This window comes from Alkalihalobacillus phoenicis, assembly GCF_047302405.1.
Taxonomy (GTDB): domain Bacteria; phylum Bacillota; class Bacilli; order Bacillales; family Bacillaceae_D; genus Alkalihalobacillus.
Window position 1 is genome coordinate 223,485 of the sequence record NZ_CP154853.1, and the last position, 24,183, is coordinate 247,667.

The window sequence follows — 24,183 nt, forward strand, 5'->3', positions numbered from 1 at the left end:
TTTTTGAAGGATGGGAGTGGGAGTATGGCGAAAGCAGTTGGAGTTGGTTTACTAGGGTTCGGTACGGTCGGAAGTGGTGTCGTTGAGATTATTCAGCGTCATCAAAATGAATTGCAGCATAAGGTCGGCTGTCCGGTCGAAGTCAAAAAAATTCTCGTACGTGATGTCAATAAACGGCGTACGGTTGAAGTAAATAGAAGCATTTTAACAGAAGTAGCGAGTGAAGTGATTCATGATCCAGAAGTCGATATTATTGTCGAAGTAATGGGAGGAATTGAAGAAACCAAACTTCAATTAATCGATGCCTTAAATCATAAAAAACATGTGGTCACAGCAAATAAGGATTTGATGGCTTTACATGGGGCGGAATTATTAAAGGTAGCTGCAGAAAATCAATGTGACTTATTTTATGAAGCGAGTGTTGCGGGCGGAATCCCAATTTTAAAAGGATTATCGGATGGATTATCAGCCGACCGTATTACAAAAATGATGGGTATTGTAAATGGAACAACCAATTATATTTTAACGAAGATGACGCAAGAAGGTAGCTCATATGAAGAGGTGTTAAGCCAGGCTCAAGAGCTCGGGTTTGCAGAGAGTGACCCGACAGCGGATGTAGAAGGACTTGATGCAGCTAGAAAGATGGCGATTCTAGCCACACTTGGTTTTTCCGTGAAAGTTCAATTAGATGATGTGAGTGTTCGAGGCATTTCATCTGTTTCAGATGCTGATTTGCATTATAGCCATCAACTTGGATACACGATGAAACTTATCGGATTGGCCCAGCGTGATGAGGACAGAATTGAAGTGAGTGTTCAACCGACCTTATTGCCTCATCATCATCCATTATCCTCTGTTCATAATGAATATAATGCGGTTTATGTTTACGGAGAAGCAGTTGGTGAAACGATGTTTTATGGACCAGGTGCAGGATCGCTTCCAACGGCGACAGCGGCCATGTCTGACCTAGTTCAAGTCATTCGAAACATGAGGCTAGGGGTGAATGGAAAGACGGTTCAGGAGCCTCTACATGAGCGTGTCTTAAAAGAAGATAAAGAAATTGAATCGCAATATTTTATTCGCTTAAAAGTCGTCGATCGGGCTGGAACGTTTTCAACGATTACTTCTTTATTTGCTGAATATGAGGTGAGTTTTGAAAAGCTATTGCAATTGCCAATTGAAGGAGAAGCAGCAGCAGAGGTCATTATTATTACACATAAAACAAATAAAGAGAATTATCAATTGTTAATCAATCGTTTAAATGAACTAGCGGTTGTACATTCATTAGAGAGTAGTTATCGAGTTGAGGGAGGACAATAGGATGAGTAGTTGGAAAGGGTTAATCGCAGAATATAAGGAGTTTTTACCGGTAAACGAAAATACGCCTATCTTGACATTAAAAGAAGGAAATACACCACTCGTTCCGTTAGAAAATTTATCGGAAGAATGGGGAGTAGAGGTTTATGTAAAATATGAAGGTGCGAACCCAACTGGCTCCTTTAAGGACCGTGGAATGGTGATGGCGGTTGCGAAAGCCAAAGAAGAAGGTAGCAAGACGATCATTTGTGCCTCGACTGGAAATACTTCAGCTGCTGCTGCGGCATATGGAGCACGGGCAGGACTGCGTTGTATCGTCGTCATTCCAGAAGGGAAAATTGCCCTTGGGAAACTCGCACAAGCGGTTATGTATGGAGCAGAAGTACTTGAAATTAAAGGGAATTTTGATAATGCTCTTGATATTGTTCGTTCAATTAGTGAAAAGGAGCCAGTTACACTCGTGAACTCTGTCAACCCATATCGAATTGAAGGGCAAAAAACAGCGGCATTTGAAGTATGTGATGCTCTTGGTCAAGCACCAGATGTCTTAGCGATCCCGGTCGGAAATGCTGGAAATATTACGGCTTACTGGAAAGGGTTCAAGGAGTATCATGAGAAAAAGGGTACAGGTTTACCTGAAATGCGTGGCTTTGAGGCAGAGGGAGCGGCTGCGATTGTTCAAAATAAAGTGATTGAGGAACCAGAAACGGTTGCAACGGCGATTCGAATTGGGAATCCAGCAAGCTGGGATTTTGCTGTTCGAGCAGCAGAAGAGTCAAAAGGGAAAATTGATTATGTAACGGACGAGGAAATTTTGGATGCTTATCAGTTGTTAGCCAAACGTGAAGGCATATTCGCAGAACCAGCTTCATGTGCTTCAATTGCTGGCTTACGTAAACAAATTGACTCAGGTGAAATTAAAAAAGGTTCAAAAGTGGTTTGTGTGTTAACAGGGAATGGTTTAAAAGATCCAAGCACAGCAATGGATACGGTCGCCGTTAAACCTGTTGTTCTGCCAAATAATGAAGAAGCCTTCCTCTCTCACATTAAAGGCGGTGTTACACAATGAGTCGGCTTTGTTTTGAAGTAACGGTTCCGGGCAGTACAGCGAACTTAGGACCGGGATTTGACTCAATTGGTCTTGCAGTCAATCGTTACTTAACCCTCACTGTGGAAGAAGCCGAGGAGTGGCATTTTTCTTCCGAATCAGTGGATTTACAAGGGGTCCCAGTTGGAGAGGATAACTTAATTTGTGAAGTGGCCAAACATGTCGCAAGCAAAAAAGGGATAGAAATACCTCCTTGCCGCGTAGAGATGAGAAGTGATATCCCGTTAGCTAGAGGGCTTGGAAGTAGTGCTGCAGCCATTGTAGCTGGAGTGGAGTTAGCCAATCAATTTTTAGAGACAGAGATGAGCGTAGAAGAGAAAGTTCGTTTTGCGAGTTTATGGGAGGGGCATCCAGACAATGTCTCCCCTTCTATTTACGGTGGCTTAACGATTGGTACACATACATTAGAGGAGACCGACGTGTTATATGGGGGCATTCCTGAGCTAGATTTAATTTTACTCATTCCGTCAGAAGAGTTAAAAACCAAACTTGCTAGAAGTGTGTTACCTGAAAAAATAGATTTTAAACAGGCTGTTCGAGGAAGCAGTGTTGCGAATGTTTTAGTTGCGGCGGTTTTCCAAAAAAATTGGGAACTTGTCGGTAAGATGATGTCACGTGATGTTTTTCATCAGCCATATCGCGGTGAACTAATTCCACATTTGCAAAAAGTAATTGATTTTGTTCAAGGTAAGACCGTTGCATTTGGTGCTGCCTTAAGTGGAGCTGGTCCGACGATGCTTTGTTTGGCACCGATTGGCCAAGGTGAATTAGTGAAATCAGCTTTACTTGAGCAGTTTTCAAACTTTGAAATTGAGATCCTTCAACCAGCAACAGAGGGTATTCAAGTTCAACATTTATCAGAGAAAAAGAAAAAAGAAATATCTTAGGGATAAGTAGGAGTAGGGTTCATATATAGAATGAATGCCAACGTATAGGGATGAGGAAACAGGGAAAAACAACTTTATGACATAATAAGGAGTTGTTTTGATGCTCGATCTCAATCAATTATATGATGGACAAAATGTGTATGTCATTTATCGGAATCCGCATACGCAAACCGTTGCTACGATACAAGAAGCGACGATTCGGGAACATCCGGAAATTCAAAATCAGTTGGCTCTGTTTTTATATGATTATTATCACCCAATTGAAGCCGATGATGCGATTTTCACCACTTTAGAAGAAGCAGAACAATTATATGAGCAATATTATTAGAGTGGCTGGGAGCCGCTAGGTTGCTGCTTCTTCAAAATCATAAAGAAAAACGCCTGAATCATTTTCAGGCGTTTACTATTTCATTAAAAGACTTGCTCGATTTCTGTAATTCCAGGTACTTCTTCAAGAAGAGCGCGCTCAATTCCTGCTTTTAGCGTAATCGTTGAGCTCGGGCAAGAACCACATGCACCTAGAAGACGAACTTGAACAATTCCATCTTCGCTTACATCTACAAGTTCAACGTCCCCGCCATCACGAAGCAAGAAAGGACGAAGCTTATCCAATACCTCTCTGACTTGATCAAATGTTTCAACAGTAGCTGACATAATGAACAACTCCTTTCTACTTTTTATTATACTAGCGATGGCAAAAAAAATCCATGTTTGAGCCGCTGATTTTTAAAAATTATTTAGAACAACTATAATTAAAAAGTCAACTTGAATATCTAAAAGCCATCGATGAAAGACAAAAGCCTATATTTTAAGATTAAAACTATAGGAAGAGTCATTATGACATAAAGCGTTATTGAAAATCAAGAGCTAGAAATGAGAATGGCTGATTAAAATGCCCTGAAGGAATTTTATGTTGAAGCTTGCAAGTTTGGAGATTTCAACTTATTGTAAAGTTAAGATTTAGACTCAGGAGGTCATGTCATGTCATCATCTATTTCCTTTCGTATATATGGAGCCGAAGAGAAATGTGCAAGTTGTGTTCATTTACCAACCGCCAAAGAAACAAGTGAATGGTTAGAAGCTGCATTAGTACGGAAGTTTCCAAATAATCGATTACAATTTCAATATATCGATATTGAGCAAACGTTAATCAGTGAAGAAGATCAACGTTATGCGGAAGCGATTAAAGAGGAAGAGTATTTTTATCCATTAGTCGTCTTAAATGGTGAAGTGGTTGGGGAAGGAAACCCGAACTTAAAAGAAATTACCAAAAAAGTTGAATCCTTAACAGCACAATCCTCAAATTAATGAGTGTTTATATTCTTTGTGTGTAAAAAAATCCCACAAGTCAAATTGACTTTGTGGGATTTTACATAAACAAGTAAAAATCGTTTATGATCCGGAATGGTATTTATACATCCATAATACACCTGATTTTAAGACACGGGGTACGCGTCCAAGTAAAGTACGTTCACCCATTAAACCAAAACCGTGTTTTTTACCAAGAGAGCCTAAAACACCTTTTAGCTTAATCTTTGGAAGTTCTGCTGGTAGTGGTTCGTTGTTCCATTGTTTCTTTAAAATAGTAACGATTTGCTCGGCTTGTCCTTCCGCAAGTTGAGCACTTGGAGCATGCGGAAGGCTCGCACAGTCACCAACAACAAAAACGTCTTCGTTATTTGGTAAAAAGTGCTGTGGTGTCAAAATCACACGTCCTGATTTATCCTTTTCCACATCAAGATTTCGTACGACTTCTACTGGCTGGACACCAGCGGTCCAAATCACTGCATCACTTTGAATAAATTCTTCATGATTATATAATCCGTTCTCATCGACTTTTGTAATATTCGATTTGTTAATGACGTCAACACCATGATCAAGGAACCAATTTTGTACATACACACTTAATTTTTTCGGGAACATAGATAGAATGATTTCGCCACGGTCAAATAACTTAACCGTTACATCAGGGCGACTTTCTCTTAGTTCACTAGCTAGTTCGACCCCACTTAAACCGGCTCCGACAATAGAAACCGTTCCTTGAGGACGAATATTATTGATCGCTTCATACGTACGACGCGTCTTATTCATCGTCTGAATGCTATAAGTATGAACATCAGCACCAGGAACATTATGGTATTTGTCTTCACAGCCTAAACCGATAATCAGTTTATCATACTCGACGATTTCATCATTTTCTAAAACGACTTGTTTATCTTCAAGTCGAATGTCTGTCACCGTTGCGTATTTGATCGTCAGGCGTGGATCCTCTGGAAAAGAGACTCTAAGATGTTGATCCGAAGCCGTACCTGCTGCAAGAGCATAGTACTCTGTTTTTAAACAATGGTAAGGTAAGCGGTCAATCAAAATAATTTCAGTGTCATCCGGTAAATCGTTGGGTAGTAGACGTTGCATCGCTCGCATAGAGCCGTATCCACCACCTAAAAGAACTAGTTTCTTCATTCCAAGATGTCTCCTTTTTTCGGTGATTGTGTCAAGGCTTACTTCGACAAGATTCATCACTTGATCGAGTAGTTGTGACTTAGTTGGTTCCTTTTGAAAGGTTTTCAGTCCATAAGAAATCGTAGCCACTAAAAGGTGACTCCATATTTCTATAGAAGTCGAACGGTCAATTTCCTTCGCTTTTAATGCTTGATTGAGCAATTGAAGCATATGTCTTCTAAGTAAGTTCTCTTCCTCTATTACATGCATTAAAATATGGAGCGTTAACTTTGGATGTACATCATAACCATCCAAAATAAAATGTAAATATGAACGAATTCGAGTATGAAGTGGAAGTGCTTTTATTGATGGTTGCTCAATATAAGAAGTGACTTGCTCTAACCGTTCATTCGCCAACGCTCTCATAATTGAATCTTTAGTTGGAAAATAATTAAAAAACGTTCCTTTTGCCACATGAGCCTTTTTGGTGATTTCTTGAACTGTCGTTGCTTGAAATCCTTTTTCTTGAAATAAAACTAATGCGGCTTCTTCGATATTCTTTTTTGTAGATTGTGATTTTTTCTTATCGCTCATACATGATCCCTTCTTTAAATGACCGTGGTCAGTTTTGATTATAACGATAATGTGACAAATTCTCAACATTTTTATAGTAAATTAGTAAAACAAGATAGAAAATTGACATTATTAAGAGGGCAGAGTAGCATAGAGCTTGAAGAAGTAGGGGTGATGACAGATGAGACCAATTATTGAATTTTGTTTAAGTAATTTAGCGAGCGGGTCCCAAAAAGCAATGGAAGAACTTGAAAAGGATCCGAATTTTGATATTATCGAGTATGGTTGCACATCAAATTGTGGAAGCTGTGCCCATGATTTATTTGCTCTTGTCAATGGCGAGTATGTGGCCGGTGATACACCGGAAGAACTCGTGGAAAATATATATCAACATTTAGAGGAAAATCCGATGTTCTAATAGAATTTTGTTTTTTAAAAGGTGTTTCCTTTTTAGAAGACGGATATTAAGCTGAGCATGGAATAGATAAAACTCGTTATCGGCGGGAGAAGCGAACCGCGGGAAGTGAAATGTATTCTGGTGGCGAGTATATGGAAACAATTGTGATCTAATGAAGAAAAGGAGAATAGGCAAGGGGGAATTTCAATGGATGTGATTCCATTTGTAAATACATGGCCGTATGAAAAACAGATGAAGGATATCTATTTTCATACATGTCCTTTTTGTGAGGAAGATCATGTATTAACGAATTTAAAAGCACGTGATCTAGAACGAGCTAAAGAATCGATTAAAACCATTCTGATTATGCCATGTTGTCATGAGAAAATGACGATCCTTGAGGCCGATGATGATTATTTTTGGACTGATCAGCAATTAAGAAAGTAGGGGAAGACTTGAATTTTACTAAAATGCATGGACTAGGAAACAGTTATATATATGTCGATATGTTTAAGGAAACATTATTAGAAGAAGAGTTACCTTCACTCGCGATTAAAGTTGCTAATCCTTATACAGGTGTTGGTTCAGATGGAATGATTCTTATCTGTCCATCAGAGGTTGCCCCTGTCAAAATGCGGGTCTTTAACAATGACGGCTCAGAAGCGAAAAATTGTGGCAACGGCTTAAGATGTGTCGCTAAATTTGCTTATGAACATGGTTATGTAGAGAGCGAAACTTTCCAAATTGAAACATTAGGTGGACTCGTGGAAGCAACCGTCCATTTAGAAAGAGAGCAAGTTCAAACTGTCACGGTAGATATGGGATTGCCTCGTTTAGAAAGAAAATCATTGCCAATGGTTGGGAATGCGGAAGAAACAGTTATTTCAGAAACCTTTACGGTTGACGGGGAGGAGCTAGAGGTGACGGCGGTATCGATGGGAAATCCTCATGCGATCTTTTTTGTTGATCAGATCCAAGAAGCACCAGTAGAGACACTCGGTCCAATTATCGAAAAAGATCCGCGTTTTCCTGAGTGGGTGAATGTTGAATTTGTTGAAGCGGTCAGTACTGATGAATTAAACTTCCGCGTATGGGAACGAGGTTCAGGGGTCACTCAAGCATGTGGAACCGGAGCCTGTGCCGCAGTCGTTGCCGCCATATTAAATGGCTATTCAACTAAAGGCCAAGATGTAGTCGTTCATTTATTAGGCGGGGACTTAACGATTAACTGGAAAGAAGATGGTCATGTTTGGATGACTGGAGCTGCTGAAACCATTTGTGAAGGGATTTTTTTAGGAAGATAAATATAGTTAGAGTTGTCGTATAGCTCAAAAGATTGCCGTGGAGTGATCTTTTGGGCTTTTTTTTTGTGGTGAAAGAGGGAGTTTAAGTGTGGAGTGAGAAAGTCATAAGGAAAGAGGGTAAAAAGTCATCTAGGTTTAGACTTTCATATGCCACCCGCATTCAAAGAGGCCATTGAAGAAAAAGTCTCATACTCACCCTTGACGAGAAAGAGGTGATTCACCCGCGGAACGCGTAGGGTATAGAGCTGGCGGAGTATCCAAATCCACCTATTATAAAAAAGAAGACTGCATCAACAGTCTTCTTTGCCATCTATTAATATTCTTTAATGATGTTATAAAATGTATCTCTTTCAACTGGAATCTTATTGGCACTTTTAATTAAATATATTAATTCATCACGTGTAATACCTGAGGATGTAAGAGCACCAACGGAATGAGAAATTCTTTCTTCAATTAAAGTTCCGTGAATATCACTTGAACCAAATGATAAGGCCATCTGTGTTAATTGAACACCGATGTTGATCCAGTAAGCTTTAACATGATCAAAGTTATCTAGCATAAGTCGGCTAATCGCAATTGTTCTCATATCATCATAAGCGGATGTGCGGCGTTTAAGGTTTGCTTTAACACTTCTAGGTTGCATCGCAAGAGGAATGAAGACCATAAATCCATTTGTCCGATCTTGCAGCTGACGAACACGATCCATATGGATAAGTCGTTCTTCTGTGTTTTCAATGGAACCATATAACATCGTCGCATGTGTTTTAAGTCCTAGACCGTGGGCAATTTCATGAGCTTCTAACCATTGATCAGTAGAGGCTTTATCTGGACTCATTTTGGCACGATAACGTTCTGTTAAAATTTCAGCTCCTCCACCAGGCATTGTATCAAGACCAGCTTTGATCAGCTCTTGTAACACTTCCTTCATACTTAAGCCAGAAATACGGGAGAAAAATTCAATTTCAGCTCCTGTATAAGCTTTTACTGTTACTTGTGGGTAGTGTTTTTTTAATGTACGAATCGTATCTAAATAATAGTCAAATGGGACTTCATTGTTATGACCACCAACAATATGGAACTCTTGAATTCCATCATTCCAACGTTTGGATACATATTCAAGCAATTCTTCTTCATGCATCGTATAGGCGCCATCTTGTCCTGGTTTTCTTTTGAATCCACAGAAACCACAGTTTGCTTCACATACATTTGTTGGATTGATATACATATTTTCAATAAAATAGACATGGTTCCCGTTCTTTTTCAAGTTCACTTGATTTGCTAATTGAGCCACCCCTAATAAATCAGGTGTTTCGTATAAATGCAAACCATCTTGAATGGATAAACGCTCCCCATTATTCAATTTCTCTTGAATATCCAAAAGACGATTATCCGTAATTATTGCTGACATAATATTCTCCTCCAATGCTAGTCGTAAATCCGTAGTGTCTGATATAATGTATCACGCTCAACCGGAATTCGACCAGTTTCTTTAATCATGTTGATAAATGATTGTTTAGGAATCATTTGAACGGATGCATTGCCGGCTGCATGAACAATTTGCTCCTCCATAACCGTTCCATCCAAATCATTCACACCAAAGCTGAGTGAAACTTGAGCTAATTTTTGGCCAATCATCATCCAAAAGGCCCGAATATGTGGAAAGTTGTCCAACATTAAACGAGCAACTGCTAATATTTTTAAATCTAAAAAACCAGTTGTTTCCGTGCGTATATCAAATTCTTCCGCTAAACGTGTATGTTCGGGGTGGAAGGCAAACCCAAAAAATGCTTGGAATCCATTTGTTTCATCTTGCAACTCTCTTAACCTCATAAAATGGTCAATGATATGCTCGGGTTTTTCGATATGTCCATACAAAATGGAAGCATTTGACTGAATCCCGATTTGATGAGCTACCCTGTGGATATCAAGCCATTTTTCTGTCGTTGTTTTGTGATCAGAAATTTGCTTCCTTATTTTAGCATCAAAGATTTCAGCCCCGCCACCTAAAATGGAATCAAGACCTGCCTCTTTTAATTTTAATAATGCTTCTTTTACTGTTATCTTAGCACAGCGAGCAATATAGTCAATTTCTACAGCCGTAAATGCCTGAATATGGATAGTTGGGTTATGCTTTTTGGAAAGTTTCATCATATTTAGATAATATTCAAATGACAATTTTGGATTGACTCCACCAACAATATGCAATTCACTAAAGCCTTTTCCCTTCATTTCTACAAACTTATTTTCTAGCTCCTTTAGTGAGAGAGAGTAAGCTCGTGGATCGTTTTCTTTTAGTCCAAAGGCACAAAGTTTACAGCTTAAGAAGCAAACGTTCGTATAATTTAAATGTGTGTTTTGAATAAAATAAACATAGTCACCGTGCTGTTGTTTTCGTACGGAATCTGCCATTTGTCCTAATGTAAGTAAATCAGTTGTTTGCAGTAAATACATACCATCTTCAAAAGAAAGACGGATGCCTTGTTTGATTTTTTCTTGAATAAACGACAAGTTAGTTGGAAGTTGAATACCCATTGCTTTTAGCTCCTTTATGCTTAATTTATAAGGAGTCAAAGCTCGGAAGCCATACCTGGGTTGTGAATAGAAGCTGGCAATGACTAATTAAATGAGTGACAAGTTCATCAACAAAGATTTATTCCATTAGGTCGTTCTATCGGTGAAATTAAGACAGAATACCTACATTGAAAAATGGGTATATAAAAGTAAAATATACATTCTATTATACTATCAAAACAATTTGAATTAAAGGAATGAGATTTACATCATATAGGTCGAATTTCAATATTTTAGTATTTTCATTTTTATACAAATTAATTTATAATTATTTCAAGATTTTACGGTTGTCTTTTTATAGTTAATTGATTAAAATGTAATTTAAATACAATTCTGTATTCTAATGCACTGTGATCGAATATAAATAAAGAGAAACGTAAGGGGGATTGGAGATGAGCAAGATGTTAACGTATGATGCATGTGTTGAACGAATTGAACAATTACGTGAAAAAATGATCGTTACAGCGGCTCAGAAAGGAATGCATGATCCTCTCGTTTTACAGTACAGTCAAGAACTTGATCGTGCTCATAATTATATTCTTTTTTTACAATCATTAAATATAGATAGTTTAAGTAAAACATAATTGCTATTTATAGAATAGACTAAACTTGTATAGAGGTTTTTTCCGTTATATACTTTATTATAGATATAGAGGAGGGATAACAATGATTACATTGACAGAATCTGCGGTTAGCCAAGTGAAAGAAATGATGCTGTCTGAAGGTGAAGAGAACCTCTTTTTACGTATCGGTGTCAAAGGTGGAGGCTGTAGCGGCCTTTCGTATGGAATGGGCTTTGATACAGAACAAGCTGAGGATGATAAATTAATTGAAGTTGATGGATTATCCGTACTCGTTGATGAGGAAAGTGCTCCAATTGTGAATGGTTTAGTCATTGACTATAAACAAAACATGATGGGCGGCGGATTTACGATTGATAACCCGAATGCGATTGCATCATGTGGGTGTGGTACTTCATTTAGAACAGCGAAGAATCAAGGTACGCCTGAGAATTGTTAATTAAATTGACGTGATAGAGTGCCTTTACGGGTGCTCTTTTTTTATCCTAGAAAGTAAACAAAGAACAGTTAACAAGAAGCCGATAACCACTCGCTAACTGTTCTTTTTAATGATTTAACTTCGCAATTTTATCCAGCATTTACGAAATCACCGTTTAAAATAAACTTGTACTATGTCCTGGGAATAGTCGAGCTTTTGGATCGATGTATGCTTTGGCGTTGTTAACTGCGGTAGGTGCTTCACCGAAACCGGTTGCGATTAGTTTTACTTTACCTGGGTAAGACGTGACATCACCAGCTGCGTATACACCTTTAATGTTCGTTTCCATTTTTGTATTTACGACAATCGAGTTTTTGACAATTTCTAGGCCCCATTCTTTAATTGGACCAAGAGAAGAAACAAAACCGAAGTTAACGATTAATGCATCGACATCTAATTGATGAACCGTATCGCCCTTAATTTCTTGTAAAGTTACTCCATTGATAGCTTCGCCGTCACCTTGGATGTCAGAAATTTCATAAGGGGTCATGACGTTTACTTTTGATTGATGTAGAAGTTCCACACTGTGCTCATGGGCACGGAATTTATCACGTCTATGAACGAGTGTTACTTCTTTTGCAAGTGGTTCTAACATTAGGGACCAATCTAGAGCAGAATCTCCACCACCACATACGACCACTTTTTTGCCAGTGAATTGGCTTAGATCTTGAATGAAGTAGTGGAGGTTTTTGCCCTCGTATTGTTCGGCTCCTTCGACTTCAAGACGTCTTGGTTGGAACGCTCCAGCTCCAGCTGTAATAATTACAGCTTTTGTATAATGTGTTTCTTTATCAGTTGTGATGATAAAGCTATCATCTTCCTGTTGTTCTAAAGTTTTGACCGTCTGCTCTAATGAAAGAGTTGGGTTAAATTGTTGAGCTTGTTGTGTTAAGTTATCGACAAGTTCCTGCGCCTTTACTTTCGGAAATCCAGCGACATCATAAATATATTTTTCAGGATATAATGCACTCAGTTGCCCACCAAGTTGAGGCATGCTCTCGATAATTTTGACTTTAGCTTGGCGCATTCCTGCGTAAAAAGCAGCAAATAACCCTGTTGGACCACCGCCAATGATCGTAATATCATACATTTTTTCTTCGTTACTCATTTTGCCACCCCTATCAATTACATATCTACAAACACTCTTATTATACCCACATAAAATGACAAAAGAAAACATTATGTTTCATTTCAGGTTTAAAAAAATGACTGAATTTATGCATTTTTTAATTATTGAGGATAAAAAGTTAAATAGAACGCATATTAATAGATAGATTATGGAAATTACAAAAAAGATGTTGAAAAAAAAACGAAAAAGCCATATCATTAGAAGTGTATTTTGTGACTAAATTACGACAATCTTTTTATGAGAAAATTAACTTATTCCTTTCTACATGTATTAGTTCGTGAAATAGATCACAAAGAGGACTAGTTATCATTATAAATAATATGAAAATGGATGTGATTACTGTGAAAAAGCCAAGTATCGTGATTTTAGGTGCTGGGTACGGCGGCATGATTACAGCAACAAGATTAACAAAATTATTAACAGCAAATGAAGCAAATATTACGTTAGTAAACAAACATGATTACCATTATCAAACAACATGGTTACATGAGCCTGCTGCTGGGACATTATCTGCTGAGCGTACAAGAATGCCTATTAAAAGCGTTTTAAATATGAATCGTGTTAAGCTTCTTCAAGATGAAGTGGTTGAAATTAAAAAAGAAGACAAAAAAGTCATCTTAAAAAATGGTGAAGTGGACTATGATTATTTAGTAATCGGTCTTGGTTCTGAAGCAGAAACATTTGGTATTCCTGGGGTATTCGAACATGCGTTTAGTAAGTGGACGGTGAACGGGGCTCGTGAAGTGAAGGAACATATTGAATACGTTTTCGCAAAATATAATAACATGGAAGAGAAAAATGATGACATGTTATCATTTATCGTTGCGGGAGCTGGTTTTACAGGGATTGAGTTTATTGGTGAACTATCTGAGCGTATGCCAGAACTTTGCAGTAACTACGATATTCCACGTGAAAAAGTGAAAATGTACGTAATTGAAGCTTCTCCATCAGCATTACCAGGATTTGATCCTGAACTTGTTGAATATGCTATGAATTTACTTGAAAACCGTGGTGTTGAATTTAAAATCAACTGTCCAATTAAAGAAGTACAAGCAGACGGAGTTATCCTTGCAAATGGAGACGAAGTGAAAGCAGGTACTATCGTTTGGGCAACAGGTGTAAGAGGAAGTGCGGTTATCGAGAAATCAGGTTTTGATGCAATGCGTGGCCGTATTAAGGTTGAGCCTGAACTACGTGCACCAGGATTTGAAGATGTGTTTGTTATCGGAGACTGTGCGTTAATCATTAATGAAGAAATTAATCGCCCATACCCACCAACTGCTCAAATTGCGATGCAAATGGCGGATGTGTGTGCCGAGAATATTAAATCTTTAATTACTAAACAAGGTTCATTAAAAACATTCAAGCCAGATATTAAAGGTACTGTTGCTTCATTAGGTGGGAAAGAAGCAATTGGGGTTGTTGGTTCTCGTAAGCTTTACGGAACGCCAGCAAACTTTATGAAGAAAATGATTGACAACCGTTACCTATTCTTACTTGGTGGCCCAGGACTTGCATTAAAGCGTGGTAAAAGTCCACTATAAGAAACAAATGTTTGTTAAAAGAAATATAAAACGGTAGAGGGCATTTGTTCTCTACCGTTTTATATTTATGTTCTAGCTAATTTATAAAATTGCCAAAGAGATGTCGCTTGACAAACAAAATAGGGGTAATTAAAGTTGACGCTCTTAATGGACTTAAGTAAACTAACTATGATACGGAGGTGCAGAAGTGAATATACCACAATTGGTTATTTCGATGATCTTGTTTCTTGTTCTCTTTTTTGGAATTGGATTTTTATTAAATATGGTGCTACGTTCGACTTGGGTAATGGCCGTCGTTTATCCAATTATTGTTATACTTATCATTGATAATGTTTCATTTTTTGATTATTTCACATCGCCTGGAATTGCTTTTCCAGCATTAGGAGAACAGTTTTTAGCGTTGAAAATGGTTGATGTATTAGTTTTGTCATCTGGATTTGTTGGTGCCATACTGTCAGGGATTGTTATCAAGATGCTTAGAGTTAGAGGGTATCAAATGTTTTAATATAAGTACGATAAATATTAATGAGAGCACTGCGGATTCCGTAGTGTTTTTTTGATACCACTGAAAAGCGGTTTACTCGAGAACGCACTATCACACCAAACGGATAAACTGTGCATCAAGAAAAAATTGCGCAGTAAGAAAAAAAATAATAGGCCCTCCGGCGGTCGCTCCCAAAACCATACTCCGCGTCCTGCAGGAACCTGGCGAGCCTCCTCGGCAAGCCTTGCGGGGTCTCGCTCCACGGTTTATTCCTGCGGGAGTCTCCGTATGGTTTTGTCCGCTAAGTGTAGTGGAGAGGCTTGATGATATGGATCTTTCCAACTCAGCTATTTCTAACGCAGAAGGACCTACTTCTTCCCTTTGTTGGTTATGGAACTAAAGAGGTCGTTGCCAGCTATTTTTTTCCTAAGTCTGCCGTCATGAAAAGACAGGATTCCAATCGAAACAAGCTCGATCATCTAGCTAACGTACAGAGCATCAACACTGATTTGTTTACAACTGGAACGGAATGAGTCATGAAAGGAGAAAAATCATTCTCAAGCTAATGTACGTTGAAGTCATGACTGTTTTTTTGTTCTAATGAGAAAACTGAACTTAGATTCGATTCCATGATCTAGCGGACAAACAGACACGGAGACTCCCGCAGGAATAAACCGTCCAATGAGACCCCGCAAGCGTGAAACGCTGAGGAGGCTCATGAGGTTCCTGCAGGACGCGGAGTGTCTGTTTGGGAGCGACCGCCGGAGGGCATGAAACAAGTAGAGCATAAATCACTCCCATGTCTGGTGTCTGTTTGGGAGCGACCGCCGAAGCGCTTCATTTTAGTGAACAATTTCCTTCAACAGCCTACGAAGAGATGTGTTCAGACTGTCAACGATTGAACCGTTCATGTAAAGTCAATTTGAGTATGGTATCGCCCTAAAGTCAATCCCTATCAACGGTTAAGGGTCAATCATACTCTGCGTAAGTTGAGTATATTATTTAAATAATCAAAAAACTCCTCTTTTTTTGAATAGATTCCGATGTTTTTGGGGATGATTACTGAATGAGAGGAGTGAGCATAGTGAATAAGCTCAAAACAACAATTAGGCGAATTTTTATGGTATGCCTACTTTTAGCAGCATTATTATCAACCTTTTATACATTTTCCGGAGTGAGTGCCCAAGAAGTAGATAGGTGGGCTGCTGAACGGGTACATACTTTCAGTTCAGAAGAGACAAGCGTACTCGGGCAGAACGCTGGAATGAAAATAAGTGACTTACAAGAAAAGTTTCTTCCTTTTCAAGTAAGAGCAGAACAATCTAAATCATTAGAAACGATCGAATCAAAACCTGTTTCGATTGAAGAAGCGATTGATTGGAGTCAATACCCTGTAAATCGTGTTATTGCTACTGGGTATACAGCTGGAGTTGAGTCGACGGGTAAATCACCAGGTCAACCTGGATATGGAATAACATTCTCTGGAATTGAAGTAAGGAGAGATTTGTATTCAACGATTGCGGCTGATCCGTCCGTTTATCCAATTGGAACGATTCTTTTTATACCGGAGTATGGATATGGGGTTGTAGCGGACACAGGTTCAGCGATTAAAGGCAATAAAATTGATTTGTATTACGAAACGGTTTCAGATGTTTATAGTAATTGGGGCAAAAGAGAACTCGATGTCTATGTTGTTAAAGTCGGTGAAGGAAAGATCACAAGTGAAGAATTAGATTTGTTAAATGAAGACGAAGCTGTACAAGTATTCCGTGCCCAAATTGGTAAATAAGAAAGCACCACTATTGCAGGAGCGATAGTGGTGCTTTTTACAATTCAATGAATTAAAAAGTTTAATAATAGGGTTAATGAAATTCCAAGTAAGCCACCAAAAAAGACTTCAATCGGTTGATGACCTAAAAGCTCTTTTAGTTCTTTACGCTTTTCTTCTTCCTCTTTTTGGGGCCAATTTTTCACTTCGCCAACGAGTTTATTAAAGTCGGTCACAAGCTGATTCAACACAGTGGCATGATAACCGGCATGACGTCTTATTCCAGTTGCATCAAACATGACGATAATACCAAATATAGCACATACGGCAAACAACGTTGAATCCAGTCCATATTCTAAAGCGACGGCCGTTGTCACGGCTGTCACAGCCGCAGAGTGCGAACTAGGCATTCCACCAGTGCTTGTGAATAAAGTCCAGTCAAACTTCCTTGTCGGTATGAAGGCTAATGGAATTTTAATAAATTGGGCAAAGAAAATGGCAAATAAGGCTGCCCACAGAGGAAAGTTTTGCAAGATTTCCATATGTTCTGTAATCTTCCTTTCTAAAGTGACTGAACCAATCATTTACTGTCTTAAAAGATGTGTACATTATATCATAGAACTTAACTAGGAAAAGTTAAAATAATCATGAGTTTTTTATGAAAGCGAAGAAAAATTTCGTTTTGTATATTTAAAGATATTGTTCACATACTTTTCCATAAATATAGGGACAGTAAGAGTACATAAGAATTATTTATTATGAGTGGGTTCGTTGTTTCCTCTCTTCTAATATACGGCTTCTTGGTCAAAGATTCACCTTATTTAAGAAGAAATCCTTCTTTCGGAATGCGAAAGATTGTATAATAGTATAATAATAAGTATATTTTGAACTATAGGAGCTGAATGACATGTATCAAGTAAATCGCACATTTAGTAATGAGCAATCTTATGATGCCCTAATCGTCGGAATTCATGAGCAAGAAGACCTTCATTCTATTTTACAAGAAGTGGATCAAAAATTAGAAGGAAAACTAGCGGAACTCCTGAAAGCAAAGCAATTACATACAAAAAAAGGTGAAGTAACGAAAGTTTTTACTTTTGGACAAACAAACGCGACAGCAATCTATACAGTAGGATTAGGTTCTAAAAAGTCAGCTGATTTAGATAGTTTACAAAATACGATTGGAAAAGTAGCACGCCAAGTAACGACTGATAAATTTGCGAATCTTGCTATCGCTGTTGACAGTTTTCAATTAGATGGAGCGTCAACGGAAGATGTGATTCACACGATCACTGAATCAATTGAATTAGCGGCTTATAAAGTGGATACATATAAGGAAAAAAGCAATGAAAAACCGTTTACTATTGAGTCTGTTACATTAATTGGTGGAAAAGCAGATGAAGCTTGGGAAAAAGTAGCTGAAACAGGACGAGTATTTGGAGAAGGAACAAACCTTTCCAGAAAACTTGTTAATCTCCCAGGAAATATGTTAACACCAACTTATTTAGCAGAAGAAGCGAAAAAGGTAGCGGACAAGCACGGTTTTGAATTTGATGTGCTTGAAAGAGAAGATATGGAAAAGCTTGGAATGGGGGCATTATTAGCTGTTGCAGCAGGCTCTGACCAACCACCGAAAATGATTGTTCTTAAATATCAAGCAAAAGAAAAATGGGAAGATGTTGTTGGTTTTGTTGGAAAAGGGTTAACCTTTGATGCAGGTGGGATTTCCCTAAAGCCTGGATTAAACATGCATGAAATGAAGGGTGATATGGGTGGTGCTGCCGCTGTACTTGGAGCAATGGACATTATTGGTCATATTAAACCTGATAAGAACATTTTAGCTGTCATTCCATCAAGTGAAAATTTAATTAATGGTTCAGCGTTAAAACCAGGTGATGTGATTCGGGCGATGAGTGGAAAAACCATCGAAGTTCGTAACACAGATGCAGAAGGTCGTTTGATTTTAGCCGATGGTGTCGCTTATGCTAAACAACTTGGTGCTAACTATTTAGTGGATGTCGCGACCTTAACGGGTGCGGTCCTTGTCGCATTAGGAAATTCGACAACAGGAGTCGTTCATAATAATAAAGAATGGTATGCCGAAGTGGAGGCAGCAAGTGAGCAATCACGCGAACCAGTTTGGGCTTTCCCAACACACAAACCATATCATGATTTATTAAAATCAAGTGATGTGGCTGATTTAAATAACGCACCAGGGCGTTTAGGCGGAAGTATAACGGCGGGTCTCTTTATTGGAGAGTTTGCCGAAGAGACACCATGGGTCCATCTTGACGTTGCTGGTACAGCATGGACAAGTAAAACAACACCAATAGGCCAACCAGGCGGAACAGGTGTCATGGCCAGAACGTTAGCTTATTTAGCAGCAAAATAATCGAAAAATCTCTTTTATAAAATCCGTGCTGTTTGGACTTTTAAAGCATAGCATGACGAACTCGTATCACTTATTTTTAAGTGGTACGGGTTTTTGACTTTTAAGGGTGGGTTAGTGTAATTGAAAGTACCAAATTTAATGGGATTACAGATTGGGAGGATTTTGTATTTTGTTGTCGGGATAGTGTCGATCTAGGTGTGTAAATTAAGTGAATAAACACCTCAAACTAAAAAATATCATTTGTTAAGTTTCCAGTTATGAAAGTAAACGACACCTGCTACCGCAAGTGCATTATTAAAAATTACAAAATTTAACTATATATGAATAATTAGGACTTTTTCGAAAGTTAATTTTAGGGAATTATCTGACAATAAGGAGCATAACAGATCATCTAGGCGTTGTTAGTAGCATTATGTTAGGAGAGTCATTTCAGAAAAGCTCATCCATTATTATACCATTTATTGCTATAATACCGAATTATATAGGATTTGAGTGCAACCTTACTTTCGATTATGATCTATTATGTGAAGTATTTTAAAAAAATCTATGAAACTTTTAGTCTTTTTTGACTAGTTTTAAGCTTTAAAACATATTCTCTGATGGTAACCAATAAGATAGAGAAATATTTAGTAGTATAAAGAAGGAGTAAGGTTTAAATTCGCAATCGTATCGAATGACAAGTAACATTTATATAAAGGAAACCACTTTAAGTATTGTATAGATTGTATTTGAATGGGAACTTAAACTTACATTTCTAACTTACCTCCTTATCAACATATAAACCAATAAATACATAGTGAAAAGAAGAACTAATCTAGGTAATAGTTTGTTTATTAGTTATATAGTTAATATCCGTTTTTTTACTTAAATGGGTGTTTCTTATAAAAGGATAGATAGAAAATGAGGAGGTTCAATTAATGAAAAAAATGACAGTAGGAATCTTGTTAGCTGGTATGCTTGTTTTATTAGCAGCATGTGGTAGTTCTGAGACAGGTGGATCAGGTGACACGATTAAGGTAGGGGTAGCAAATGAGGAGCCGTATGGTTACATCGATTTAGCGACTGACAATGTTACAGGAGCTAATGCTGAGATTGCACGTGCTGTATTTCAAAGTATGGGTTATGAAGATGTAGATGGAGAAATTACAGATTGGAATTCATTACTACCTGGTTTAAATGCTGGTAACTATGATGTTGTGACAGCTGGTATGGATATTAGACCTGAGCGTTGTGAACAAGCTGAATTTGCAAACGTAGAATTAGTATATGGAGAAGGTATGGCTGTAGCTGCTGGAAACCCACATAACTTAAACAGCTATGAAGATTTAGCTGCTGCCCAAGACTTAACAGTTTCCATTATGGCTGCAGCGAATCAGATTGAAATGCTGAAAGAGTTAGGGATGGATGAGAGTCGAATTATTACAGCAGATTCCATCGCTGATAATATTGCTGCATTAGAGTCTGGCGATGTAGATGCAACGGTGATGACGGAAGCGACATTGACGGCTGCGTTGGAATCTGCCAACCTTGATGCGATTGAAAGAGCTGAGCCTTTTACACAGCCAGAAATTGATGGTGAGCCACAAGTTGCTTATGGTGCTGCCGTTTTTGCTGATACAGATGAAGGCCGTGAACTTCGTGATGAGTATAACGAGCATTTACAACAATTAATTGACTCAGGTGAATTATTAGATATCATTTCAGAATTTGGGTTTGGTGAAGACAATGTTCCTACAGGTGATGTAACGACAGACGATCGCTGTAACGCTTAATTCAAAACTGAAATAAAGAGAGCAAGCATGGTGTGTTGTTACAAATGTGGCTTCCTCCATGCTTTTTCTATATTCAATCTAGCTACGCCTGTTAGAAGCTCGAGAAAAATCGGTTCGTCTGAGTGAAGACAAAAAGCGTCTTCAAAAGCCGTCCCTGCCCACAGGATGTGGGTACAAGGCGTTGCGACAGGACGTCGCGAACTTAGCGTTGATCCTTGATTTTCTCACTTCTGAGCAAACGGACTGCGCTTTATAAATAAGGAGTGAAATGATGTTTTCAAACGCATCTTATTTTATACCCATACTATTAAGAGGGCTAGAAGTAACGGTACAAGTGTTTTTGCTAGGAGCTGTAATTGCTTATTTTATTGCGTTTGTAGCAGGGCTTGGACGTACATCACAGTTAGGGCTCGTTCGATTTTTTGCAACGACCTTTGTTGAATTGTTTCGGGGAACTTCCTTGCTTGTTCAAATGTTCTTTTTTGTGTATGCTTTGCCACTCATTATTCCAGGTTTATCGATGTCAGCCTTTATAGCTGGTGCACTTGCCTTAGGATTAAATTATGGGGCCTATGCTTCAGAAGTTGTTCGTGGTGCCGTTTTATCGATTTCACACAGTCAAACAGAGGCGGCCATTTCGTTAAATATGAGCAAATGGCAACGGATGAGGTTCGTTATTATGCCACAAGCAGTTCGATTAATGCTGCCTGGTTTTGGTAACAACGCGATTGAGCTTTTAAAAGGAACTTCACTCGTCTCGATTATCTCATTATCTGATATGACGTTCCGAGCGACGCTACTTAGAAATAGCAATACCTCACTTGCTGCACAAGTAGAGATATTTACGTATTTACTCATTCTTTATTTCTTGTTAGCTCTTCCACTTATCTTCTTAGCAAGATGGTTGGAAAAACGTGCATCTAAAGGGGTGAGTACAACATGAATACAAATGCATGGGATTGGGGATTCGCATTTGAAGTATTCCCTCATATAGTCAAAGCGATTGGAATGACAATTAGCGTAACGTTTATCGCCTTTTTTATTGCATTAACAGCTGGTCTTGTCCTAACTTTAATCAGGCGTTCAAAAATTAAAGTCGTTTCCTTAATTACGGCTGGAATCATTGAATTTATTCGGGCAACACCACCACTTGTCCAATTGTTCTTTGTATATTATGCTACTGACTTAAGTGGTTTTCAGACAGGTGCGATTGTTCTTGGATTACATTATAGTACGTATATTTCTGAAATCTATCGTTCGGGTATTAATGCAGTCCCGCAAAGTCAATGGGAAGCAAGTAAGGCTCTTAATTTTACAAGGGCTCAAACATGGAGAAAAGTCATCCTACCACAAGCGATTCCACCGGTCATTCCGATGTTAGGAAACTACTTAATTGTCCTATTTAAAGAAACTCCATTGTTATCAGCAATCTTTGTTGTAGAGATGCTACAGGTTGCCCAATCGATTGGAGGTCAAACATTCCGTTATGTTGAACCGATTACGATTGTTGGATTCTTATTCTTAGTCTTAAGCTATCCTTCTGCCCTCTTTATTCGTTATTTAGAGAAAAAGTTTGGCAAAGTCGATAAAAAAGATCCTATTCAACAAAGAGGAGTGAAAGCATGAGTGAACAAACGATAAATCAAGAAAAGAAAAAGCAAGAACAATTAATTGAGAATCCGATCGTCCGTTATAAAGATGTTAGTAAATCCTTTGGTGAAACGACTGTTTTGAACCATTTAGATTTAGATATTGCCAAAGGGGAAAAAATTGCCTTAATTGGCCCATCTGGTTCAGGTAAAACAACGATTATTCGGATGTTAATGACATTGGAGGAGCCTTCATCTGGAACGATTGAGGTTGATGGTGAAATGCTTTGGCATAAGGAAGTAAATGGGAAGCTTGTTCCTGCCGATGAAAAGCATTTACGCAAAGTGAGAGGAAATATCGGAATGGTCTTCCAACAATATAACCTATTTCCGCATATGACGATTTTAAAAAATTGTACCGTTGCCCCGATAAATGTCCTTGGTATAAGTAAGGATGAGGCGGTCGCCCGTGCAAAAGAAATGCTTGAAAAGGTTGGACTAGGTGATAAAGTCGATGCTTATCCGTCTCAGCTTTCAGGTGGTCAGCAGCAACGTGTCGCCATAGCACGTTCCTTAGTCATGAAACCTAAAGTTATGTTATTTGACGAAGTAACTGCGGCCCTTGACCCTGAGTTAGTTGGAGAGGTACTTGAAGTAATTAAAGATATCGCAGCCGATGGAGAAACAACGATGATTTTAATTACACATGAAATTGATTTTGCGAGAGATATTGCAGACCGAGTCTTTTTCCTTGATTCTGGTAAAATTGCTGAGTACGGAAAACCGGAAGATGTCCTTGTTAATCCAGAAAGTGAGCGATTGCAATCTTTCCTAAGTCGTTTTCATTCGTAATGTGGAAAATCGTCCTATAAACGGGCGATTTTTTTCAGATTATAATTGTATTTTTATTTATATTGAAGTATTATTATTCATTATTATAAACAAAAAGTGGGAGATGAGGATATGAATGATCTATTATCCGTTGAGTATTTAGAGCAGTTAACGAGAGACGCTATACCAGCCTTATCGACAGAAGTGTATCAAAGTTGGTTGCTTCGTTATGCAAATGGTTATACCCAAAGAGCAAATTCGGTTCATCAAATAACCGATTTAGAGATAGAAAATATCAATGAACAAATTGGTTATATAGAGGACTATTATCATTCCAAAGGTTTAGACGCTTCCTTTAAAATAGTTGAAGGAAAAAAGTCAGCCAGTTTAGTGCAATGTTTAAATAAAAAAGGATATCAAAAGGTTAATCGCTCAAGTGTGCTAGTAGCAGATTTATCGTTTAATGGAGAATTTTCTGTTCGAAATTCAAACGTTAAGGTCGTTCAGGTAGATGTTGATAATTGGCTAAAGGGTTTTCAAATGTTAAATGGGGCGGAGCATAAAGAAATGAGGACTTTAAAAAAGATGTTATCGCTAAGTAAGCAAGAAACCCTCTATCTTCAAATTCTCAATGAAAATGAATTAGTTGCGACAGGTTTTGCGAGTAAGGGAGACGAGTTTATCGGGTTATATAATATCGTGACGAAAAAAGAAGCTAGAAACCAAGGGTGGGGGACGTTACTGTTACATGCCTTTTTTAAATGGGGTATTCAGGTAGGAGGTAGGAAAGTATATTTACAGGTCCTTCAAGACAATCAAGCAGCACAGCATCTTTATGAAAAATTTGGTTTCAATGTTATTTATGATTACTATTTTTGCACTAGAAAAAGAGTAAATGAAATAGGTTAATCTTTATATCCTTTATTACGTTATCCCTTTATCAGGAGAAAGAAAAATGTTGACACTATGATAAGAGCGATGTTACTGTAGCATAGTATTTTATTTTAGTGATTTAG

Annotated in this window: 26 protein-coding genes and 1 pseudogene; 20 read left to right on the plus strand and 7 right to left on the minus strand. The window is 38.2% G+C overall.

Features of this window, described 5'->3' with window-relative positions:
* The first annotated feature begins 24 nt into the window (after positions 1 to 24).
* The 4 genes from AA0017_RS00985 (at position 25) to AA0017_RS01000 (ending at position 3,640) form a co-directional block, all read left to right on the plus strand.
* On the plus strand, positions 25 to 1,320 hold the full coding sequence (locus tag AA0017_RS00985; protein WP_413378662.1) for a homoserine dehydrogenase: 1,296 nt from the start codon (positions 25 to 27) through the stop codon (positions 1,318 to 1,320).
* Between the two features lies 1 nt (position 1,321).
* Entirely contained in the window at positions 1,322 to 2,386 is a 1,065-nt protein-coding gene (gene thrC / locus AA0017_RS00990) for a threonine synthase (RefSeq protein ID WP_413378664.1), read from the plus strand.
* Positions 2,383 to 3,312 (plus strand): homoserine kinase, encoded by a 930-nt coding sequence (gene thrB, locus AA0017_RS00995; RefSeq protein WP_413378665.1) that lies wholly within the window; start codon positions 2,383 to 2,385, stop codon positions 3,310 to 3,312. The genes thrC and thrB overlap by 4 nt, the downstream gene beginning before the upstream one ends.
* Before the next feature lie 100 nt (positions 3,313 to 3,412).
* Positions 3,413 to 3,640, plus strand: a complete 228-nt coding sequence (locus tag AA0017_RS01000; protein ID WP_413378667.1) for a transcriptional regulator SplA domain-containing protein — start codon at positions 3,413 to 3,415, stop codon at positions 3,638 to 3,640.
* Between the two features lie 83 nt (positions 3,641 to 3,723).
* Here the strand turns inward: AA0017_RS01000 and AA0017_RS01005 are convergent, their stop codons facing one another.
* Complete coding sequence (locus tag AA0017_RS01005; protein ID WP_004427939.1) at positions 3,724 to 3,966, minus strand: NifU family protein; 243 nt, start codon at positions 3,964 to 3,966, stop codon at positions 3,724 to 3,726.
* A 327-nt stretch (positions 3,967 to 4,293) separates the two neighbouring features.
* On the opposite strand from AA0017_RS01005, the gene AA0017_RS01010 reads away from it, so the two are divergent.
* Positions 4,294 to 4,620 carry a YuzD family protein gene (locus tag AA0017_RS01010; protein ID WP_413378669.1) on the plus strand — a complete coding sequence of 109 codons (327 nt, stop codon included), beginning with the start codon at positions 4,294 to 4,296 and terminating at the stop codon, positions 4,618 to 4,620.
* 84 nt (positions 4,621 to 4,704) lie between these two features.
* On the opposite strand, the gene AA0017_RS01015 is transcribed toward AA0017_RS01010, so the two are convergent.
* Together AA0017_RS01015 and AA0017_RS01020 are read right to left on the minus strand one after the other, a co-directional pair.
* Entirely contained in the window at positions 4,705 to 5,775 is a 1,071-nt protein-coding gene (locus AA0017_RS01015; protein ID WP_413382322.1) for an NAD(P)/FAD-dependent oxidoreductase, read from the minus strand.
* A 405-nt stretch (positions 5,776 to 6,180) separates the two neighbouring features.
* Positions 6,181 to 6,417 (minus strand): annotated as a pseudogene (locus tag AA0017_RS01020) (TetR/AcrR family transcriptional regulator); the annotation flags it as partial.
* A gap of 91 nt (positions 6,418 to 6,508) precedes the next feature.
* Between AA0017_RS01020 and AA0017_RS01025 the strand changes: the two are divergent.
* From AA0017_RS01025 to dapF, 3 genes are all read left to right on the plus strand, one after another.
* On the plus strand, positions 6,509 to 6,745 hold the full coding sequence (locus AA0017_RS01025) for a YuzB family protein (protein ID WP_004427929.1): 237 nt from the start codon (positions 6,509 to 6,511) through the stop codon (positions 6,743 to 6,745).
* A 186-nt stretch (positions 6,746 to 6,931) separates the two neighbouring features.
* Positions 6,932 to 7,171: a hypothetical protein gene (locus AA0017_RS01030; protein WP_413378671.1), complete on the plus strand. Its 240-nt coding sequence runs from the start codon at positions 6,932 to 6,934 to the stop codon at positions 7,169 to 7,171.
* Between the two features lie 23 nt (positions 7,172 to 7,194).
* Complete coding sequence (gene dapF / locus AA0017_RS01035) at positions 7,195 to 8,028, plus strand: diaminopimelate epimerase (protein ID WP_413382325.1); 834 nt, start codon at positions 7,195 to 7,197, stop codon at positions 8,026 to 8,028.
* A gap of 313 nt (positions 8,029 to 8,341) precedes the next feature.
* On the opposite strand, the gene mqnE (AA0017_RS01040) is transcribed toward dapF, so the two are convergent.
* Both mqnE (AA0017_RS01040) and mqnE (AA0017_RS01045) read right to left on the minus strand, forming a co-directional pair.
* Entirely contained in the window at positions 8,342 to 9,436 is a 1,095-nt protein-coding gene (gene mqnE / locus AA0017_RS01040) for an aminofutalosine synthase MqnE (RefSeq protein ID WP_413378673.1), read from the minus strand.
* Positions 9,437 to 9,453: 17 nt separating this feature from the next.
* On the minus strand, positions 9,454 to 10,560 hold the full coding sequence (gene mqnE, locus AA0017_RS01045) for an aminofutalosine synthase MqnE (protein ID WP_413378674.1): 1,107 nt from the start codon (positions 10,558 to 10,560) through the stop codon (positions 9,454 to 9,456).
* A gap of 431 nt (positions 10,561 to 10,991) precedes the next feature.
* On the opposite strand from mqnE (AA0017_RS01045), the gene AA0017_RS01050 reads away from it, so the two are divergent.
* Positions 10,992 to 11,183, plus strand: coding sequence for a Spo0E family sporulation regulatory protein-aspartic acid phosphatase (locus AA0017_RS01050; protein ID WP_413378676.1), 192 nt, complete (start codon positions 10,992 to 10,994; stop codon positions 11,181 to 11,183).
* A gap of 82 nt (positions 11,184 to 11,265) precedes the next feature.
* Positions 11,266 to 11,619 carry a HesB/IscA family protein gene (locus tag AA0017_RS01055; RefSeq protein ID WP_413378678.1) on the plus strand — a complete coding sequence of 118 codons (354 nt, stop codon included), beginning with the start codon at positions 11,266 to 11,268 and terminating at the stop codon, positions 11,617 to 11,619.
* Between the two features lie 154 nt (positions 11,620 to 11,773).
* Here the strand turns inward: AA0017_RS01055 and AA0017_RS01060 are convergent, their stop codons facing one another.
* Positions 11,774 to 12,766 (minus strand): NAD(P)/FAD-dependent oxidoreductase, encoded by a 993-nt coding sequence (locus AA0017_RS01060; RefSeq protein WP_413378680.1) that lies wholly within the window; start codon positions 12,764 to 12,766, stop codon positions 11,774 to 11,776.
* Between the two features lie 347 nt (positions 12,767 to 13,113).
* On the opposite strand from AA0017_RS01060, the gene AA0017_RS01065 reads away from it, so the two are divergent.
* From AA0017_RS01065 to AA0017_RS01080, 4 genes are all read left to right on the plus strand, one after another.
* Positions 13,114 to 14,331, plus strand: coding sequence for an NAD(P)/FAD-dependent oxidoreductase (locus tag AA0017_RS01065; RefSeq protein WP_413382328.1), 1,218 nt, complete (start codon positions 13,114 to 13,116; stop codon positions 14,329 to 14,331).
* Between the two features lie 187 nt (positions 14,332 to 14,518).
* Entirely contained in the window at positions 14,519 to 14,836 is a 318-nt protein-coding gene (locus AA0017_RS01070) for a YuiB family protein (protein WP_413378682.1), read from the plus strand.
* Positions 14,837 to 15,138: 302 nt separating this feature from the next.
* Positions 15,139 to 15,348: a hypothetical protein gene (locus AA0017_RS01075; protein ID WP_413378684.1), complete on the plus strand. Its 210-nt coding sequence runs from the start codon at positions 15,139 to 15,141 to the stop codon at positions 15,346 to 15,348.
* 533 nt (positions 15,349 to 15,881) lie between these two features.
* A complete protein-coding gene (locus tag AA0017_RS01080) occupies positions 15,882 to 16,604 on the plus strand; it encodes a 3D domain-containing protein (RefSeq protein ID WP_413378686.1) in 723 nt (240 codons plus the stop codon).
* Positions 16,605 to 16,648: 44 nt separating this feature from the next.
* On the opposite strand, the gene AA0017_RS01085 is transcribed toward AA0017_RS01080, so the two are convergent.
* The gene (locus tag AA0017_RS01085; protein WP_003324184.1) at positions 16,649 to 17,125 is read right to left on the minus strand and encodes a divergent PAP2 family protein; all 477 of its coding nucleotides are present in this window, start codon (positions 17,123 to 17,125) and stop codon (positions 16,649 to 16,651) included.
* A 365-nt stretch (positions 17,126 to 17,490) separates the two neighbouring features.
* Between AA0017_RS01085 and AA0017_RS01090 the strand changes: the two genes are divergently transcribed.
* From AA0017_RS01090 to AA0017_RS01115, 6 genes are all read left to right on the plus strand, one after another.
* Positions 17,491 to 18,975, plus strand: a complete 1,485-nt coding sequence (locus AA0017_RS01090) for a leucyl aminopeptidase (protein WP_413378688.1) — start codon at positions 17,491 to 17,493, stop codon at positions 18,973 to 18,975.
* 917 nt (positions 18,976 to 19,892) lie between these two features.
* Positions 19,893 to 20,747, plus strand: coding sequence for an ectoine/hydroxyectoine ABC transporter substrate-binding protein EhuB (gene ehuB, locus AA0017_RS01095; protein ID WP_413378690.1), 855 nt, complete (start codon positions 19,893 to 19,895; stop codon positions 20,745 to 20,747).
* Between the two features lie 271 nt (positions 20,748 to 21,018).
* On the plus strand, positions 21,019 to 21,690 hold the full coding sequence (gene ehuC, locus AA0017_RS01100) for an ectoine/hydroxyectoine ABC transporter permease subunit EhuC (protein ID WP_413378692.1): 672 nt from the start codon (positions 21,019 to 21,021) through the stop codon (positions 21,688 to 21,690).
* Positions 21,687 to 22,373, plus strand: a complete 687-nt coding sequence (ehuD, locus tag AA0017_RS01105; RefSeq protein ID WP_413378694.1) for an ectoine/hydroxyectoine ABC transporter permease subunit EhuD — start codon at positions 21,687 to 21,689, stop codon at positions 22,371 to 22,373. The genes ehuC and ehuD overlap by 4 nt, the downstream gene beginning before the upstream one ends.
* The gene (gene ehuA, locus AA0017_RS01110; protein WP_413378696.1) at positions 22,370 to 23,188 is read left to right on the plus strand and encodes an ectoine/hydroxyectoine ABC transporter ATP-binding protein EhuA; all 819 of its coding nucleotides are present in this window, start codon (positions 22,370 to 22,372) and stop codon (positions 23,186 to 23,188) included. Before ehuD ends, ehuA begins: the two co-directional genes overlap by 4 nt.
* Positions 23,189 to 23,299: 111 nt before the next feature.
* Complete coding sequence (locus AA0017_RS01115; RefSeq protein WP_413378698.1) at positions 23,300 to 24,076, plus strand: GNAT family N-acetyltransferase; 777 nt, start codon at positions 23,300 to 23,302, stop codon at positions 24,074 to 24,076.
* The last annotated feature ends 107 nt before the right edge of the window (positions 24,077 to 24,183 follow it).